We start from the raw sequence: 17,836 nt of genomic DNA on the forward strand, positions 1-17,836 counted from the left end.
TCGACGAGCGCACAGGCCACCGAGGCGGACAGGCCCGACCCCACCTCCTTGGCCACGATCGGCACGCCCACGCTGCGCGCGGCGCGAGCGATCTGCGCCAGGACGCCGCGCCAGTCGCGGTCGCCCTCCGGCTGTACCGCTTCCTGCAGCGGATTGAGATGGACGATGAGTCCATCGGCCTCCAGCGCATTCACCGCCCGGCGCGCCAGGTCCAGGCCGTCGGCCTCGCGCAGTTGCGCGGCGCCGATATTGGCCAGCAAGGGAATGTCTGGGGCCAGGCGGCGCAGCGCGCGCGTCAGCCCCTGGGAGTTGCGGGATTGCAGGCTCACGCGCTGCGAACCGACGCACATGGCGATCCCCAAGGCTTGCGCTGCCTCGCTCAGATGCCGGTTGATGGCCTCGGCGCGTGGCATGCCGCCGGTCATGGAACTGATCAGCAGCGGCGCGCGCATGGTCTTGCCCAGCAGCGAGGCGCGCAGGTCGATCTGCGTCAGGTCCAACTCGGGCAATGCGCAGTGTTCGAAACGGATGTACTCCCAGCCGGCGGCGACCGTGGCCAGCGCCGTTCGCCGATCCAGCACGATGTCCAGATGGTCGTCCTTGCGCCGGCTCAGGGCGGTGTCGCTCATGCTCGCTCCATCCGTCGCATCCGGCGGCGGCGTTGCGTCGGATCGGACCGACGGCAGCGCGCGCACGCCGCCGCCTCCCGCGCGTTCAGGCCGGCGCACGCTGGCCTCCCGCCGCAACGTCGCTGCGGTAGCGGCTGGNTGGTCGAGGTCTGGTAATACTGCGCGCGGATGGCCGCCATGGCCTCGATCAACGGTCCCCACGGCGCGGGAAAGCGTTCTTCCGCCATCATCCGGTGCAGCATGCGCATATGGCCGGCCAACTCGTCGTTGAGGAACTCCACCACGGGCATAGCCGGATAGCGCTGCAGCAGCAGGATTGCCGCGTTGTCGGCCTCGCCGGCCGACCTGTCCTTGTCGCATCCATGCAGATCGTTCTGCAGGCGCCCTATCGCGGAGATGAGCCGCAGGACCTGGCGAAACGCCGGACGCGCGCGCAAGGTCGCCATGTCCAGCCCCCACAGCAACGACAGGCAACAGAACACGTTCGTGTAGGCGATCGCATCGATGCCGTTGTGCAGGTACTCGGCGTAGGACCAGCGTTCCGCCCCTGCCGCCTGCGCGTGTCCGGCGCGCAGCGCCGCGCAGTAGCACCGTGTATCGTCGAGAAGCTGAGCATAGTCGCGACGATCGTAGGCGAGCGCGGCCAGCGAAGCGCGCAGCACAGCGCAGCCCTCGAATCCGGGGAACGCGCACGGCACGCCCTGCCCCAGCGCCTGCTCCACCGCGGCGAGCTGCTCCGGCGCGATCAGGCCAAGGTCGTTGCAATCGTCGAGCCAGAACAGCAGCGCCAGTTCGCGATAGAACGCCACGATCAGCGTTTCGTCCTGCGGATCGCGGCCGGTGCGGGCGCTGGTGTCGCGCAGGCTCGGGTGGATGCGCTGCAGGATGTACTGGCCGCCCCTGACCGCTTCCACGGCATGCTCGTGGGCGAACCCGGTCAGGGAACGCCCCCACTCCAGCACCTGCTGCAGCGCGCGTTCGGTCTGGATCATGGCGCCGCTCCTGCTCCCTCGGCCAGGACGCGCCGCCCCCAACGAAGCGCCAGCCACAACCCGGCGAGTTCGGCCACGCGCACCACCCGGGTGGGGCAATACAGTTCCTTGCCGATCCACAGCGGCGTCTGCGGCCATGCATGCGCCGCATGGCGGGCGAGCATCCACTCCAGCGCACGCGCCACCGCCTGCGCGATGCGCCGGCGCCCTGTCGGCTCTTCGCTCCCGTCCATCACGTGCAACGCGAACAGCGCATAGGCGGTTTCCTCGAATGTGGACGCGCGACCGGCGCCCCAGCCGCCGTCGTCACGCTGCGCCTGCAGCAGCGCCGCCAGCGCGCGCTCGTCGCGCCACTGGGGCTTGCCTTGCGCCAGCGCAGCGACCGCATGCGCGGTGGGATACAGCCACGAGACGTGCCATTTTTCGTTGTCCCATAGACCGTGCGGGTTGCGATTGGCCTCGACGTAGGCGCTGGTGCCGACGGCCGGCTTTCCCAACATTCGCAACGCATGCAGGGCATGGGTGTTGGTCGACACCGAGGCATTGCGCTCGCCGGGAAAGGTGACGAACAGCTCGCCGATTTCGAAATGGCGCAACGCATCGACCGCCGGGTCGCGGCCTGCAAGGCGCAGGACGCACAACGCAACGGCGGTGTCGTCCGCATCGGCCGCGAAGTGCAAGGCCGGGCCCAGACCCCGCACGCCCAGCCGGGCGTCGAGCTGCGCGACGATCACTTGCACCGCCTCGGCGAGCGCGGGATGGGCGAACAGCCCGGCCAGATGCAGGGTGTACAGCGACCAGCATGGCTCGAACACATTGATCGGCCAGACGTTGGGAACGACACCTTCGATGCCGCTGCGCGTCGCCCGCGATGCCGCCTGCAGGTACGCGTCGGCGCGCCCGACCTGCGGCGTGCTCCCCTGTGCCACGGCGCGCGCACGCCACGCGGCGGTGGCCGCCGGACTGATGCCGATGCTGCCGTCTTCATCCGGGCATGCGGTGGTCGGCGACGTCCCCCAGGCTTCCCAGGAGTGCAGCAACGGATGGCCGCTCGGCAACGTCCCCACCGCCCCCAGCTTGACCAGGCACGCTTGCCGCAACGGCAACAGCGCCGGGTGGCGCGGAAACGCCACGCCGCCCAGCAAGGATGCGGCCTCGCCGCATAACTGCGGCAGGATCAGCTCCGCGCCGATCGGCGCGTCTTCCGGCACCGCATGCACGTAAGGATCGGGCTGGCGCTCGAGGAACCGGGTTGCAGCCTGGACTGCGTCGGCAGCGCCCGGAACAGGATCGGCACGCTGCAATGCCAGCAACGCCGCCCACGTAGGCGCATGGCGGAACAGCGGGAAGTCCGCGCTTCCCCATCCGCCATCGGCCTGTTGCTGCGCGATGAGCCACGCGTATGCGTCCTGCCGACCGGAGACGTTGCCGTGGAACTGCAGAGCTCGCGCCGTGTCGTAGACGGACGGACCGACGCTGCCGCCGTCGCTCATCTCGCTCAGCAGGTGGCGCAATTCGGAAAGGATCTGTTCGGGCAGCGCGTTCACGCGGGATGTTCCTTCTGCAGAGGGTCGACGACAACCAGGATCGGGCAGACGCCGCGCACGTCGCCGCCGGTTCGGACAGTGCAGCATGCACCGCCCGCCGGCCGATCGTAGCAGCACAGGGGCGAGTCCATGCGGACGGACGCGCTCATGCGTATGGCGCGGACAGATACACGTTGGCCCGCTGCAGTATCTGCGCCAACCGTTCCGCACGCTGCCCCAGCGGGACGATGGCTTCCCCGGCGTCGCGCAACAAATCCAGCGCGAACTGGCGCGCTGCCTGCAGCCCCATGATCGACGCGCAGGTCGGCTTCTGCGCCGCCGCGTCCTTGCCGGGGGTCTTGCCCAGCGTCGCGGTATCCGCTGTCGCGTCGAGAATGTCGTCGACCACCTGCAACGCCAGGCCGAAACAGGCGGTGTACCGATCGAGCGCACAGTACAGCGCAGCGTGCGCGGCATCCTCCGCGATGGAGCATAGCGCGCCCATGCGAACGGACGCGCGCACTAGCGCTCCGCTCTTCATCCGGTGCATCGCCACGATCCTGTCCAGCTCGGCGTGCTTTCCGACCAGCGACAGATCCATGGCCTGCCCGCCTGCGGCACCCTCGGCGGACACGGCCTGCGCCAGTTCGCGCACGAGCGCGATTCGGTTGTCGCCCGGCGCATCCAGGCTCGCCAGGGTCAGGAAGGCGTGCGCCTGCAGCGCATCGCCGACCAGGATCGCAGTGGCTTCGCCGAACTTTACGTGCACGGTCGGAAGGCCGCGGCGAAGCACGTCGTCGTCCATCGCGGGCAGGTCGTCGTGGACCAGGGTACAGGCGTGCATCATCTCGATGGCGGCGCCGACGTCGTCGAGCATGTGCGCCGGCGTGTCGGCCAGTGCGCCGGCCGCCAGACAGAGCAAGGCGCGGGTGCGCTTCCCGCCATGCAAGGTGGCGTAGCGCATCGCCGCCATCAGCTCGGTCTCACCGTCGTCTTCGGCGCAGAGAAGACGCGCCAGCGCCTGTTCGACCCGCTTTGCGCCGTCCTGCATCCAGATCTCCGGCAGCAGCCTGCCGGATGCGCCGCGCGCCTGCGCGCCCAATCCGCGGAGCGCGGAAACGCCAGTTCGGTCGTCGTATAGCGTGGAACCGGTCTGCATGTTTTTCATGTCCTTGTACCTGACACGAGATGACCACAGCGAGCGCCAAGCCGCAGCGGTGTTGCCGGCGTCGCACCGAGCGCGTGCGCTGAGTGCAGCAATGCCGCGCCTCGCCGGCGCCGCTGCCTCGCCACACGGGGCATGCGATGCCAGCTCATGAGAAGCCTATGCGGATTGCCATGGACGGATGTGCGGTCGGGTAATACCGCCGGCCTTTTTCGACGCCGCTCAGCAACCGCGGCCGCACCCCGGCCTTGTGCATGATCAGCGCCAAGGCGATGCAGAACTGCACCATTTCCAGCCATACCAGGTGGTAGCCGATGCAGACGTGTGGGCCGGTACCGAACTGCAGCATGTCCACCGGCCGGATCGGCTCCGTGCGTTGCAGCCACCGCGCCAGGCGGAACTGATCAGGCGCCTCGTGCAGCAGCGCCGAGGTCGAGAAATGCAGCAGCGGGATGCACAGATGGATGCCCGCGGGAATGCGCCGTTGGCCGAGTTGCAATTCCTGCAGCGCGCGACGCGGCAGGAGCGTGGTCGCCGGATGCAGGCGCAGTGTCTCGCGGAACAGCGCCTCGGCGACCGGACACTGCGCCAGGTCCGCGTGCCGGGTCGGCACCGCGCCCACGCGTTGCGCCTCCTCGACCAGGGCGTCCCACAGCACAGGCTGCCGCGCCAGCTCGATCACCATCCAGGCCATCGTCGAGGCAGTGGTGTCGTGACCGGCAAGCAGCAGCAAGCGGATATTGGCGACCAGGACGTCATCGGAAAGCGCATCGTCGCTGCGGTCGAAGGCGCTCACCATGTCGTTGATCAACCCGGTGCGCGCGGCATGCGCGCGCGCGTCGCGGACGAACTGGCGCAACTGCGCGTCGATCCAGTCGCGGGCGGCGCGGCCTCGCCGCAAGGGCAGTCCGGGCAGGTCGACCGGGGGGGCGACGATCAACTGCAGCAGTTGCCGGTATTTGCGATGCCATCCCGGCAGGTCCTGCGCGGGGATTCCCATGAGGTTGAAGATGAGCTTGAGCATCAGGTCGCCGGTTTCGCGCAGGATGGTTACCTCGCCGCGGCCGCGCCACGCCTGCACCCGCGCCCAGATGACGGGCGCGAACAGGTCGCCGATGCCGGCCTGGGTCAGCCCCTTGGGCAGGAACGCCGCCTTGATCGCATCGCGCGCCTGCCGGTGCGCGGCGCCGTCCTGGGCAACCAACGTTCCGCCAAGCAATTCGGGCGCGATCTCTTCGATCAGCGCCGAGGACACTTCCTTGTGCCGGAGCAGTGCGAACGCATCCGGATGCACGCAGGTCATCAGGTGTCCGGCAGGGCCGAAATCCAGCCAGAAGTGGCTGCCCAGCGTCCGTTCCGCGCGCCGCAGCAGGCGCGGCAGGTCGCAGACGATGGCGGGAAGATGCCCGACCAGGGGGAAAGCGCCGGGCATGACCGGGATGTCGTATCGCAGCCGGTGCTGACGGTTGAGCGGGTTGAGCAGCATGTCCATCAGCAGCGCGCCGCCGCCGCCGCTTCGGCGGTGTCGCCGGCAGGCCGCGCGGCGCAGCTGTTGCCACCGTCGGCGTACGTCGGCACATGCGCCAGCATGCCGCCGTCGATGCACACGACCTGGCCGGTGATGAACGCAGCATCGTCGGAGAGCAGGAACGCCACCAGCGCCGCCACGTCCTCGGGGCGGCCGACGCGCGGCAGGAGCTGGTGCCGACGCAGATGCCGTTGCATGCACTCGTCCAGCTTGGCGAGGAGACGCTCGGTCATGACGAGACCCGGCGCAACCGCGTTGCAGCGGATCTGCGCATGACCGTACTGGGTGGCGAGCGAGGCCGACAGCATGTTCATCGCCGCCTTCGACGCGGCGTAGGACGTCTGCGCGGTGTCACCGCTGAGCCCCTGGCACGACGACATGTTGACGATCGCGCCACCGCCGCGGGCGATCATCCGTGGGATGGCCTGCCGGCAGCAAAGCAGCGTGCCGCGCAGATTGGTCGCCATGGTCTGATCCCAGACCGCCAGGTCCAGGTCGAGGATCGCGCGGTCGCGTGAGGTCAGATGCATGGCGCTCGCATTGTTCACCAGCAGGTCGACCCCACCGAAGTGCCGCTCCGCCGTCTCGAACAGCGCCGCCACCGCCTGCGCATCGGCGATATCCATGGCCAGGGGCAGCGCGTGGCCTGCTTCGGCCGCGATCTGCGCGGTGCAGGCGATGGCCGCCGAGCCATCAATGTCGGCCACCACCACTCTGCCGCCCCCGCGCGCGATGGCGAGAGCGCATGCCTTGCCGATGCCGGCGCCAGCGCCGGTCACCACGGCCACCTTGCCTTCAAACCGTCCATCGTGTCCTCCTGGATTGCGTTGGTCTTTCGCGGCATGCCGCTCGGCCTCCGCCGGAGAAGGCGCAGGGTCGGCGCTGGCGCGCTCGCCATCGCCAGCGTCGCTTTCGATGACCCGAATGGCGGCGACCGGGCACTGGCTGGCCGCAAGCCGCACGGCGGCGTGCAGCGCCTGCGGGACCGTCGCCACGCACACTTCTGCCACGCCGTCCGGTTCGCGCTGGCGAAAGGTGCCCGGCAGCGTCAGCACGCACTGCCCGGTAGTTCCGCACAGATCCTGATCGACCAGGACGCGCATCTCAGCCCTCCTGCCCATGCAGCCGCACCGTCAGCGCGCGGAACGTCCTAAGGAACGCGGAGGGCTCCCGGGTCGGCTGCTCGGCCAATGCCAGCGTGGGGAAGCGCGCCTGGATCCGCGGCAGGCTCTCGGCTAACTGCACCCGGGCCAGTTGCGCACCAAGGCAGAAGTGGATGCCGTGGCCGAAGGTCAGCATGATCTTCCCGTCGATCGACATGCCAGGACTGGTGCCGTAGAACCGCACGGGATCGAAGCGGTCGGGATCGGCGAAGGCGTGCGGGTCGCGATTGCCGGCCGCGATCAGCACGCGCACGTCCGCGTTCTTCGGGATCACCACGCCGCCCAGTTCGATGTCGCGCTGGGCGATACGCGGAATGGAGCTGAACATGGCGGGCGCGTCGTAGCGCAGGGCTTCTTCGACGAATGCCTTCACCCCCACGGCATCTCCCTTCAGCCAGTGCCGCTGTTCGGGATGCGCCAGCATCGCCAGAACCGCATGGCCGATGGCCGCGGCAGTGGTGGCGAAGCCGCCCAGCAGCATGCCCCAGAGCATGCTGATCAATTCCGCATCCGACAGCATCTCGGCATCGTCGTCGTGTGCGCCGACCAGCATTGACACGATGTCGTGGCGGGAATCGGTGCGCTTGCGCTGTATGAGGTCGCCGAAGTAGGCCTGCACCCTGGCGCTGGCCGCGTCCCCCGCAGCGAGTTGGGGATCGCTGGCGTGCGGGCTCAGGCCTTCCAGAATGGCGCTGATGCCGGTGACGAGCCCGAGAATGTCGTCCCGGGGCATGCCGAACAGTTCGCCGAAAACCAGCATGGGCAAGGCCAGCGCGAATTCCTGATGCAGGTCCACTGCCTCCCCGCGCTCCAGTGCGGGCGCCATGCCCTCCAGGCGCGCTGCGACAATGCGAGCGATGGTCGGCCTCAGCTTGTCGATCTGGCCGATGGTGAAATCGCGCGAGATCAGCCGGCGCAGACGCGTATGGGTTGGAGGTTCCTTCATCGCTAAAGTGGACGCCAGCAAACTTAGCGACAGGCTGGTCGCCGCACGCGGGAAATAGCGCGCCAGTTCGCCCGGCGCCGGTCCCCGAAAAGCATCTCCCGTGGCCTTGAGCGCCCAGTAGATGTCGGCGTGGCGGCTCAACAGAAAGAGGCCCGACGCCGCGCGATGTACCGGATCGTGCTCGCGCAACCACCGCATGAATGGGTACGGGTCCTGAATGCACGCTGGCGACGCCAGTTCGGCGAAGGCGTCCCGGCATGCTACCGTGGTTTCTTGCACGTCCATCTTGGTCACCTGTTGGCTGGCTGATCTGATCGGCGCGCGGCAGGCGCGGCGGCAACTCGAGAACGTCGCGATTCCTGGTGGCGTCCCCGCATCACCAGAGCACCGGGAACTCCTCGAACCCGCCAGTGATGATCTCCTTGCGCAACTTCAGTTCTTCGGGCGCCACGGCCAGGCGCAGCGCGGGAAAGCGCTGGAAGATCGAACCGAACACCGCCTTGAGTTCCAGCCTGACCAGCGCCAAGCCGATGCAGTTGTGCGGCCCGTAGGAGAACGCCAGGTGCGGGTTTTCGTCACGTCCGATGTCGAAGATTTCCGGGTCGTCGAAATGGCGCGGATCGAAGGACGTCGCCGGCAGGCCGACCAGCACCTTGCTCTCCGCGGGAACATGCACGCCCGCGATGGTCACGTCGGTCCTCGGATAGCGCATGATGCCGTCCCAGCCCGCGCCCGGCGGGTACATGCGCAGGATTTCCTCCACCGCCTTGTCCACCAGGGATGGATCGCCCACCAGGCGTTCGCGCTGTTGCGGATGGCGGAACATGGCCAGCAGGCCGAATTCGATCTGCGCGACGGTGCTCTCGTGACCCGCCACGAGCATGCCCGCGGCCAGGCCGATCGCCTCTTCCTCGGTCGCCTTGCCCTGGTCGACCGCCGCCAGCAGATCCGTCAGCAGGTTGTCGCCCGGATCCTGGCGCTTGTCCCGCATCTTGCCGCGAATGTAGGCGCGGAGTTCTTCCCAGGCCAAGCGCGACGCGCTTCGCGGGCCGCTTTCATGCTGGTGCGTCATCACCTCGTCGGACAGCCCGGCGAAAAAGGCGTGATCCTCGTAGAGCACGCCCATCAGCGCGCTGATGACCATGGCCGGAAGCGGAAAGGAGAGGTGGCGCCGCAGATCGGCGGGCTGGGGCTGGGCCGCCAGCGTGTCGAACAACTGCGCGGCGATCGCCTCGACCTGCTGCGCGAGCAGCTTCACCCTGCCGTTGCTGAAGGCCGGCGCCACGATCGTGCGTAACCGCGTATGCTCGCCCCCCTCGTGCGAGACCAGCCATCCTGGCGAACCGAGAATCACCGAATCCGGGGTGAATGCCGCCGGCGGCATTCCCGCGGGCCGGAACGCCGCGTCGGACAACACCGCCTTGGCCTCGTCATAGCCTGTCACCCACCAGCCTTCGTGCCCGGACGGGAAGCGCACGCGGTGGATCGGACCGTTGGCCCGTAGCGCCAACATCTCGGGCGAGGGCTCAATGTGATCGACGCGCCAGATCGGCAGCGTCGGCAAAGGTTGTTCGGACATGCTGGCACTTCACTCTATAGCGATGGAAGGGCGGAAGGTGACCGGCGGGTGCTGCGGCAGCGAAGACCTAAGACGGCATGTAGACGACGTCGTCCGAAGGCAGACCGATTATCAAGATCGGCTAACGCGTAACTGTCTAGGCACATCGCGCGGCGAGATGCGAGGTCAGGATAAAGTCGGTGTGGTGGGCCTTTGACTCGCCGCCGGCCAAGATTTCCTGCGCAAGGGTCGACAAGGCCAGCGCGCTGTTTGGTAAGGGCGGTTTCGCCGAGGGCCCCTTCCCATAGAATGCTATCTGATGCGGATTTGACATTTTGCTTTTCTTTCTTCGTTCCATCGATCGCGGTGCCATCCACGAAATGAGGTCGGTCGGCGGCTCCCGGCCCGCAACGAAGGAGCTTCAAAACTCGTGCCAATTTGGCCGGCCCAGCAGAAGAAAAAAATTGTGATTGCTTTTCATCGGGTTAGCCTGAGGCCAGACAAGAGCTCGGCGAAATAGGCCGGTGTCGCGGGCCAACAAAGGCGACAGAACAGTGTCGGATAGTACGCCTCGGCGACCTTTCGGTCGGGCTTGCGACATTCTGGTCCAGTTTCGAACATAAGAGGGTGGCAAATAGACACGATTGGGGAATTCGATCCTCACGGAGTCAGGCGCTTGCCGAAGCGCGCGCTCATGGTTGCTGCGACAGGCGCATGTTCGCGAAAGCCGAGCCTGCGCACGCAAGAACACGTTTGCGGCAGACGCTACGAAATCGCTGCAGTGCCCGCCGGTGTGAGGTAGGGCATCGGCTCGGCTTTCGGTTCGTCTTTGTCCAGCCGGTGCGGAAGCGCCGCATATCCGCACCATACAGCACCCTTGTCGAGCGTGCTGACGAGGCGGTTATAGGGCGCGCCTGGTCTTGAAGACACGGTCCTCCCAAGAAAAAGGATCGCTCCAAAAGCATCTCTATTTGAAATGGCACGCCGCTTGCTGCTCCTGGTCAGAGCCCATCAAAACACGATGAAAGCGACTTGCGCCATGCCCGACACGCGAAGCTCTAGACCGTGGCCTGAGGAGACGGTGCCTGTTCCCGCTGAACATCGGTACATCATCTCCTCCGGAGGTCCCTCCTCGGCAGCCGCTTTGCGCACGGCTGGTCCGATGGCGGCACGCCAACACATGGCGCTCGCGCAATTGTCGTCTACCGGTTCTGATCAGCATGTGAGTGCCCAACAGCCCCATCAAAGAGCCACCGAAGCCAAGGTCGGCGGGTCACTGGCAAACTTCGACAATACGCCGAACCAGCTCAGTAACGCGGGTCTCTTGCGGAAAGTCACATTTGAGGCCTCCACACGCGTCCGATATTGGCTTCGGGCCCGCTATCACTTTGTCCCGGGCACGAGCGCGAGCGATGGATGCCGCTTCCGGCGCCATAGCCGTGGAAAGATTGCCCCAGCGGCTCGACAGCCTCCACTTGCTCAGATCGATGGCGTTCGGGTGACGAAGACCAGCAGCCAAGACGTTCCCCTTCATCGGGATGGAAAAAGGAGGGTGCGAGCCGCGAGTGCCTCATTTCATGCCCGGCATACGAGCCTTTGCTCGGTATTGCGCCAGCCTCTGCCAGAATCCGGCGCGCCAGTTTTTTTCTGAGGAGCAAGTTGATGACCGTTCAAAAGAAGGTTCCCTTCGTCACCTTTCTCACGCGTGTTCGCGATGAGTCAGTCCAGGGCCCAAATCCATATCGCTGGGAAGAAAAGACATCTGACGACTACTTTGCCGGCAAACGCGTCATCCTGTTCTCGCTGCCTGGCGCCTTCACTCCGACCTGCTCGACCTACCAACTGCCCAATTTCGAAGAGCTCTATGATGAGTTTGAGAAGGAGGGAATTGACGCGATTTACTGCGTCTCCGTCAACGATGCCTTCGTCATGAATGCGTGGGGGAAGTCCTTGGGCCTGCATAAGGTCGAGCTCATCCCCGATGGCTCAGGCGAGTTCACACGCAAGATGGGCATGCTGGTCGCCAAGGACAATCTCGGCTTCGGGATGCGCTCCTGGCGCTACGCCGCCCTGATCAACAATGGCGTGGTGGAGCAGTGGTTTGAGGAGGAAGGTTTCTCCGACAACTGCGAGGCCGACCCCTATGGCGTCTCATCACCGCAAAACGTTCTCGAAACGCTGAAAGCCGCCGCATGACCTAGAAAACGTCTCACTGGTGCCATTGCCCGCCCCAAGAGGCTCCTCGACAGGATTATCACGCTCACCATGCAATCCTCAGCAAGCCTGCTTCAGCGCCAGAAGCAATCGATGGTCGCATCGCCTCAACTCATTGAGTCGATTCGCTTGCTGCAACTGGCGCAAACTGAACTGCATCAGTTCGTGGAGCGGGAAATCGAGAAGAACCCGCTCTTGGAATCTGCGTCAAACGATGGCGGGCCTTTTGGCGATATTTCGATTTCGGGAGCGGATCAGCCTGTCGGCCCACGCGCAAACGCCGTTGACGGACCGACCGGGGCCGGGTCGCCTGAACGGCTCGGGCAATGGAAATCACTTCGCAACACGACCAACAACCCGCCGGGTAATGGCCCTTCCCTCGACGAGTTTGCCAGCCTCGCCGAGACATTGCACGACCATGTCGCTCGTCAGATCGCCCTCACTGCGTTCACACCACAGGAGCGGCTGATCGCTGGCCAGCTTGCCGCCGATCTGGAAGACACTGGCTATCTTCGGGCAAACCTTTTGGAGCTGGCCGAGAGCCTGAATGTCCGGGAGGCTGATGTGGAACGGGTTCTCGGAACCTTGCAGCACTTTGATCCACCGGGAATTTTTGCGCGAACTCTCGGAGAATGCCTCGAAATCCAGTTGCGCCAGCGAGACCGGTTCGACCCGGCAATGGCAGCTTTGGTTGCCAATCTTGAAATGCTTGCGCGACGCGATTTTCAGGGACTGAAGCAGCATTGCGGCGTCGATGAAGACGACCTTCTCGACATGATGCATGAGATTCGGGCGCTCGATCCCAAGCCTGGAAACCGATTCCAATCCGGTGCGTCTGAATCAATCATACCCGACGTCTGGGTCACGCCCTCGCCGGAAGGCGGGTGGCAGATCGAACTTGATCCGGCCACACTGCCCAAGCTGCTGATCAACCAAACTTACTATGCCGAAGTGTCGCGTCAAACTGTCCGAAATTCGAAAGATCAAGCATTTCTCAACGAATGCTTGCAAAACGCGAACTGGCTAATCCGCAGCCTCGATCAGCGCGCCAACACGATTATTAAGGTTGCGGCTGAAATCGTGCGCCAGCAGGATGCCTTTTTGGAACATGGCGTCACCCACCTGCGGCCTCTCAATCTCAGAACCGTCGCTGACGCGATCGGCGTGCACGAGTCGACGGTAAGCCGGGTGACCTCGAACAAGTACATGCTTACCCCGCGCGGAGTGTTCGAACTGAAGTATTTTTTCACCGTCGCGATCGCGTCCTGCCAAGGCGGCGATGCGCACTCCGCCGAAGCTGTCCGCCATCGGATCAAAGCGATAATTGCCGCAGAATCTCCCGGCGACGTGCTTTCCGACGATGACATCGCTGTCCGGCTGAAGGAAACCGGCATCGATGTTGCGCGCCGCACCGTCACAAAATATCGCGAAGCAATGAACATCCCCTCCTCCGTGCAACGCCGCCGCGAAATGCGCTTGTGTCTTTAATGTGGGTCAAGGCAGCCAACCTCATGTTGCAGTGCATCCAAAGTGGAGACTTCGTTCATGACCCGATCCGCGGCAGGCGTCATGGACGCTGTTCTGCACGACCCAGAAAAGCCCGACCAACCGTCTGGTCCCGCATGGGGTGCGGTCATTTCGCTTTCCTTGGGCACCTTCGGGCTGGTAACGGCAGAGTTTCTGCCTGTCAGCCTCCTCACGCCCCTCGCGAATGATCTCGGTGTCACCGAGGGTGCGGCTGGACAGGCGATGACGGCGACCGCTATCGTCGGGGCGATCTCGGCGCCGACTGTGGCCATCATCACAAAGCGCCTGGACCGCAGGATCGTCATGTGGACGATGACGCTGCTGCTGATCCTGTCGGACGTTCTGGCGGCCGGCGCGTGGTCGCTGGCGGTACTCCTGACGGCACGCGTCGTGCTCGGCATAGCGCTCGGAGGCTTCTGGTCGATGTCGGCAGCAGTGGCCATGCGGCTCGTTCCAAGCCACCTCCTGCCGCGCGCCATATCGATCATCCTCACCGGCGTTTCCGTCGCTACCGTTTGCGCAGCTCCAATCGGCGCTTATGTCGGCGATATCTGGGGATGGCGAAGCGCCTTCATGCTCGCCGCAGTCGTCGGCGCCGCGACACTGCTGGTGCAACTCATAACCATTCCGAAGCTGCCTCCGGTTGGAGTGGCTAGCTTCCGCAGCCTGCTGGATGTGGCCAAGATTCCGATGATCAAGGTCGCGCTTTTGGTCGTCCTGCTGGTCGCTTCCGGCCACTTCGCCGGCTTCACCTATATCCGCGCCTTCCTCGAGAAGGTTCCCGCGCTGGATGTCGAGACGATCTCGCTTGTGTTGCTTGCTTTTGGCATCGGCGGATTCTTCGGCAATTTGGCCGGCGGGCTGCTGGCCGAGTACAGTCTCAAGGCAGTCGCGGCCCTTGCACCGCTGCTCATAGCGATAGCCGCTGTTTCGCTGCTGACGGCGGGAGCATCGGCCTCCGCCTCGGCGGTTGCGGTTGCCGCGTGGGGCTTTGCCTTCGGCGCAGTGCCGGTGGGATTGCAGACGTGGATGGTGTGGCGCGCCGCTCCCGAGCAGGCCGAAAGCGCGGGTGTGCTGATGGTCGTAGCGTTCCAAGTGGCAATCGCAGGCGGCGCGATTTTCGGCGGACTATTGGTGGACAATGCCGGGATTACCAGTGCCATTGCCTACAGTGCTCTTGCCACGTTCCTCGCTGCCCTGACAGTGTTCCTGCTCGGCCCGAAGCGCGAAACCTAGAGCAGCGCAGCGGGACGAGAGATGCAATCGCATGCACGGCGCGGCGCGATCCTCCGCATGATTACGCATGGTCAACGCAAGCGCCTCGCCGGCTTCACCTCCGGGCCATGGCGACCTTCGCCGCCAGACACGCGAACCTCGCTGGCACCGGTTTCCACTTGGCGACGATGAGCGCTGCCAGCGCGTTGCTGGCGGTCATATCCTTGACGACAAGCCGGCATTCTGGGCGAGCGACAGCTACGCGCCGGCCATGCCCGTCAGAACGCCGGTGAAGATGCCGCACGATAGCGCAGCCAGGTCACGAAATGCCAGTGGTGTCAACGGCGGCCGGATTATCGTCGACCGCGCGAAGCCCTAGGCCGACGCGGGTGCTAAACAGCACCAATCAGGGAGATGGAATCATCAGGACGCGACATAGACCAGCAGTGAATGGCCGGTAGATCAGCTCGGGATAGACCAGCCGGAGCACCGGCACGCCGCGCACCCCTTCGGTAACCATCCGGTCTGGGCCGCGGCAGACGCGTGATCTGTGCTAGACTGGGCGGATGGAGATCGACACGGACAAGATCGATGATGCGGTCTTGGCGCTGCTTTGGCTGACGCTGCACAATGAACGATGCGCCTGGAAGAGCTTTGATTGGGAGTGACGGATCGGCTGCATCGGAAGGGGCTGATTGCAGACCCTGTGAACAAGGCGAAGTCCTTGGTCCTGACGGACGAAGGTCTTCAGCGGTCGGAGGAACTGTTCCGCGCGCTGTTCACGCGGCCGAGGCCATAAGGATCTGGCGGGGCTGCCAATTCCACGGAAGCAGTTCATGAAGCCGGTTCTGCGGCGTATCGGCGACGCGGGTGAGGACGTCGGCCAGCCAGGCCTGCGGATCGACGTCGTTGAGCTTCGCCGTCATGATCAGCGTCGCCATGGCCGCCGCCCGGGCAGCGCCGCGTTCGGAGCCGGCAAACAGCCAGGATTTGCGGCCCAGGGCAAAACCGCGCAGCGCCCGTTCGGCGGCGTTGTTCGTAAGACAAATCCGGCCGTCCTCGATGAAGCGGGCAAAGCGGTCCCACCGCCGGAGCATATAGTCGATCGGCTTGGCGACAGAGGCCGAGCGCGACAGGCGGGAGCGCTCCTCACGCAGCCATTCTTCGAGCTTCAATAACAGTGGGGCACTTCTTTCCTGGCGAACCGCCAACCGTTGCTCCTCAGTGAGGCCGTTGATGTCGCGCTCGATGTCGAACAGCGCGTCGATGCGCTTGACGGCCTCGAATGCAATGGGTGAGATCGCCGGCGCCTTCTTTCCGCGCCGCGCATTGGCGGCAATGTCGGCCAGCTCGAAGAACTGTCGTCGCGTATGGGCCCAGCACAGCGCCGGTGCTGGTCCCTGAGCCCGCGACGGATCGTAAAGCGTGTTGTACCCGCTATAGGCGTCGGCCTGCAGGATACCGGTGAAGTCTTGCAGATGGCGCTCGGGGTGATCCTGTCGTCGATCGCGCGAAGCGTAGTAGAGCGCGGCCGGCGGCGAGGTTCCGCCGAACGGCCGGTCGTCACGGACATAAGTCCAGATGTGGCCGGTGGCCGTCTTGCCCTTGGCCAGGATGGGCACCGTGGTGTCGTCGCCATGCAGCCGCTCGGCGGCAAGCACATGGGTCTCGATCAGCGCATGCAGCGGCTGCAGCACCAACGCGCAGGCGCCGACCTGGTCGGCCAGCGTCGACACGCTCAGATCGATGCCTTCGCGGGCGTATCGTTCGCTCTGCCGGTTCAGCGGCTGATGCTGACCGAACTTCTCGAACAGGATCATCGCCAAAAGGTTCGGGCCGGCGAAGCCCCGCGGGGTTACGTGGAAGGGGGCCGGCGGCTGCGTGATCTTCTCGCATTCCCGGCACGAGAACTTTTCGCGCACCGTCTGGATCACCTTCCACTGGCGCGGGATCACTTCCAGCGTCTCCGTGACGTCCTCGCCCAGCTTCGACAGTTTCGCCGATCCGCAGCAGGGACAGCTTTCGGGCGCGGCGATGACGACGCGCTCGCGCGGCAGGTGCTCTGGGAACGGCTTGCGCGAAGGCCGCTTGCGCTCGAACGATTTGACCGACTGCGTCTGCGCCGCCGCTTTCTCTGCCGCCAACTCGTCCTCTGTCGCGGCCGAGCCGAAAACAGATCGAACTGGTATGTCATGGACTGGCGAGGCATGGACATCTCTCCGACTCGTTTCGTGAGAGACCAATGCTGCGCCCATTACCGCAGATTGCGATGAGGCGTCGGCGTCTTCCAGTAACTTTGCCAAAGCATGCAGGCTCGCGAGATCGACGTGCGGAACCGGCAGGCTGCGCCAATATCCGCGGTCGAACATCCATGCTGGGACTTCAAGAAGCCGATCAGAAGAAGCACCAGAAAGGCTGCAGCGGAAACTATCCGTACCTTTGGCCAGCGCCTGATGGACATGCACGAGCTGACCGCACCAAGGATGCCACGGATATAAAAGCTCGCGAACCTCCGTCCCGTGGGTGTACTGTCGTCGTGTTGTACAACACCGCGCGGCCGCATTCCCAAATCGCCTGGCAGACACCGGCCGAGTTCGCCACCACCTTCAATCTGCGACGGTCGCTCGCGCTGCGCTATGCCAAAGGCTCCGCGCCAGCGCCCGCCGCTTCACCCGCCCAGCAGGGCACAACCCACGCCGGAAACGAACTCAAAACTGGATAGAAACTGGGGGCAAGGTCACTCGCCACCGGGCGGCTTGGCGACCAGCTTTGGCTCCATCGGCGGAATGAACTCGAGCCGGCGGGCGCCGGGCTGCAGCAACAAAAACGTCGATTTTTCATCGCGTACATACGGCCAGACAAAAAGCCCGGCGTGCTCCCTCCGCCATATCAATCGATTTTATCCGAGGTGTCACATCCGGGTAATCTAGCGGCTTCTAATGAAACCGGCTAAGGGGAGCGCGAATTTGGGGGAACTTTTCGTGAATAGCCAAAAAGATGCAGAGCGTATCCTTGCCGAAATGTCGATCGCACAGGCGATTTACGATGCCATTTGCGAGATGAACGGATCTTCGTACAGGCAAGACAAAGCACCTTTGCGGTGGGACACTTCGTCAGGCCAACCGTTGAGCCTAATGAGTATTGACGGCTTTTTCGAATTGCGGGAACTCGCTAGGCGCATAGCGTCGAAGATCGACACGCCTGCGCTCATCAGTCTCCAAAGACACACCTCGCAGTCGTCAAAAAAGATTGACTTCCACTAGGTAGAAACTGCGCTCGCGCTGCGACGTGCCTCTGGTCTGAGCGCCGACAAAACCCGGCGATCGGGAACCGCCCGCCGCACCTTTCGGCACGGCGGGCGATCAGTCGTTCA

The 17,836-nt window shown here is 64.8% G+C and carries 11 protein-coding genes and 5 pseudogenes; 4 read left to right on the forward strand and 12 right to left on the reverse strand.

From position 1 onward, the window contains the following. The 10 genes and pseudogenes from X773_RS61355 to X773_RS76490 form a co-directional block, all read right to left on the reverse strand. Positions 1-629, reverse strand: a pseudogene (locus X773_RS61355) (alpha-hydroxy-acid oxidizing protein); the annotation flags it as partial. Between the two features lie 85 nt (positions 630-714). Then, positions 715-1,621, reverse strand: a pseudogene (locus tag X773_RS61360) (hypothetical protein). Continuing rightward, the gene (locus X773_RS61365) at positions 1,618-3,168 is read right to left on the reverse strand and encodes a hypothetical protein (protein ID WP_023678206.1); all 1,551 of its coding nucleotides are present in this window, start codon (positions 3,166-3,168) and stop codon (positions 1,618-1,620) included. The pseudogene X773_RS61360 and the gene X773_RS61365 overlap by 4 nt, the downstream one beginning before the upstream one ends. A gap of 145 nt (positions 3,169-3,313) precedes the next feature. Continuing rightward, positions 3,314-4,306, reverse strand: coding sequence for a polyprenyl synthetase family protein (locus X773_RS61370; protein WP_023678208.1), 993 nt, complete (start codon positions 4,304-4,306; stop codon positions 3,314-3,316). A gap of 154 nt (positions 4,307-4,460) precedes the next feature. Continuing rightward, a complete protein-coding gene (locus X773_RS61375; RefSeq protein ID WP_023678209.1) occupies positions 4,461-5,804 on the reverse strand; it encodes a cytochrome P450 in 1,344 nt (447 codons plus the stop codon). After that, positions 5,804-6,628 (reverse strand): SDR family oxidoreductase, encoded by an 825-nt coding sequence (locus X773_RS0138325; protein WP_031212088.1) that lies wholly within the window; start codon positions 6,626-6,628, stop codon positions 5,804-5,806. The genes X773_RS61375 and X773_RS0138325 overlap by 1 nt, the downstream gene beginning before the upstream one ends. 27 nt (positions 6,629-6,655) lie before the next feature. Beyond that, positions 6,656-6,943: pseudogene (locus tag X773_RS78180) on the reverse strand (ferredoxin); the annotation flags it as partial. A gap of 1 nt (position 6,944) precedes the next feature. Then, positions 6,945-8,234 (reverse strand): cytochrome P450, encoded by a 1,290-nt coding sequence (locus X773_RS61380; RefSeq protein WP_023678210.1) that lies wholly within the window; start codon positions 8,232-8,234, stop codon positions 6,945-6,947. A 91-nt stretch (positions 8,235-8,325) separates the two neighbouring features. Continuing rightward, on the reverse strand, positions 8,326-9,528 hold the full coding sequence (locus X773_RS61385; RefSeq protein WP_023678211.1) for a cytochrome P450: 1,203 nt from the start codon (positions 9,526-9,528) through the stop codon (positions 8,326-8,328). Between the two features lie 744 nt (positions 9,529-10,272). After that, positions 10,273-10,437, reverse strand: coding sequence for a hypothetical protein (locus tag X773_RS76490; protein WP_156937376.1), 165 nt, complete (start codon positions 10,435-10,437; stop codon positions 10,273-10,275). Between the two features lie 732 nt (positions 10,438-11,169). On the opposite strand from X773_RS76490, the gene X773_RS61395 reads away from it, so the two are divergent. The 3 genes from X773_RS61395 to X773_RS61405 all read left to right on the forward strand — a co-directional run bounded on the left by X773_RS61395 (position 11,170) and on the right by X773_RS61405 (position 14,484). After that, positions 11,170-11,703, forward strand: a complete 534-nt coding sequence (locus X773_RS61395) for a peroxiredoxin (RefSeq protein ID WP_023678214.1) — start codon at positions 11,170-11,172, stop codon at positions 11,701-11,703. 69 nt (positions 11,704-11,772) lie between these two features. Beyond that, positions 11,773-13,209: an RNA polymerase factor sigma-54 gene (gene rpoN, locus X773_RS61400; RefSeq protein ID WP_023678215.1), complete on the forward strand. Its 1,437-nt coding sequence runs from the start codon at positions 11,773-11,775 to the stop codon at positions 13,207-13,209. 57 nt (positions 13,210-13,266) lie between these two features. Then, on the forward strand, positions 13,267-14,484 hold the full coding sequence (locus X773_RS61405) for an MFS transporter (RefSeq protein WP_023678216.1): 1,218 nt from the start codon (positions 13,267-13,269) through the stop codon (positions 14,482-14,484). Between the two features lie 124 nt (positions 14,485-14,608). On the opposite strand, the pseudogene X773_RS79320 reads toward X773_RS61405, so the two are convergent. Next, positions 14,609-14,974: pseudogene (locus X773_RS79320) on the reverse strand (ABC transporter permease); the annotation flags it as partial. A 55-nt stretch (positions 14,975-15,029) separates the two neighbouring features. Between X773_RS79320 and X773_RS61415 the strand changes: the two are divergent. Next, a pseudogene (locus X773_RS61415) lies at positions 15,030-15,262 on the forward strand (DUF6429 family protein). Here the strand turns inward: X773_RS61415 and X773_RS61420 are convergent. Then, entirely contained in the window at positions 15,243-16,832 is a 1,590-nt protein-coding gene (locus X773_RS61420; protein WP_023678218.1) for an IS66 family transposase, read from the reverse strand. The pseudogene X773_RS61415 and the gene X773_RS61420 sit on opposite strands and share 20 nt — an antisense overlap. Positions 16,833-17,836 lie beyond the last annotated feature (1,004 nt).

Source organism: Mesorhizobium sp. LSJC280B00 (assembly GCF_000502835.1).
In the GTDB taxonomy this organism is placed as follows: Bacteria; Pseudomonadota; Alphaproteobacteria; order Rhizobiales; family Rhizobiaceae; genus Mesorhizobium.

What these genes read in the sequence shown, in the direction of transcription:
- X773_RS61370 (WP_023678208.1), bottom strand. Translation starts at nt 4,306, where the DNA reads ATGCAGACCGGTTCCACGCTATACGACGACCGAACTGGCGTTTCCGCG.
- X773_RS61375 (WP_023678209.1), bottom strand. Translation starts at nt 5,804, where the DNA reads ATGGACATGCTGCTCAACCCGCTCAACCGTCAGCACCGGCTGCGATAC.
- X773_RS61380 (WP_023678210.1), bottom strand. Translation starts at nt 8,234, where the DNA reads ATGGACGTGCAAGAAACCACGGTAGCATGCCGGGACGCCTTCGCCGAA.
- X773_RS61385 (WP_023678211.1), bottom strand. Translation starts at nt 9,528, where the DNA reads ATGTCCGAACAACCTTTGCCGACGCTGCCGATCTGGCGCGTCGATCAC.
- X773_RS61395 (WP_023678214.1), top strand. Translation starts at nt 11,170, where the DNA reads ATGACCGTTCAAAAGAAGGTTCCCTTCGTCACCTTTCTCACGCGTGTT.
- rpoN (WP_023678215.1), top strand. Translation starts at nt 11,773, where the DNA reads ATGCAATCCTCAGCAAGCCTGCTTCAGCGCCAGAAGCAATCGATGGTC.
- X773_RS61405 (WP_023678216.1), top strand. Translation starts at nt 13,267, where the DNA reads ATGACCCGATCCGCGGCAGGCGTCATGGACGCTGTTCTGCACGACCCA.
- X773_RS61420 (WP_023678218.1), bottom strand. Translation starts at nt 16,832, where the DNA reads ATGTTCGACCGCGGATATTGGCGCAGCCTGCCGGTTCCGCACGTCGAT.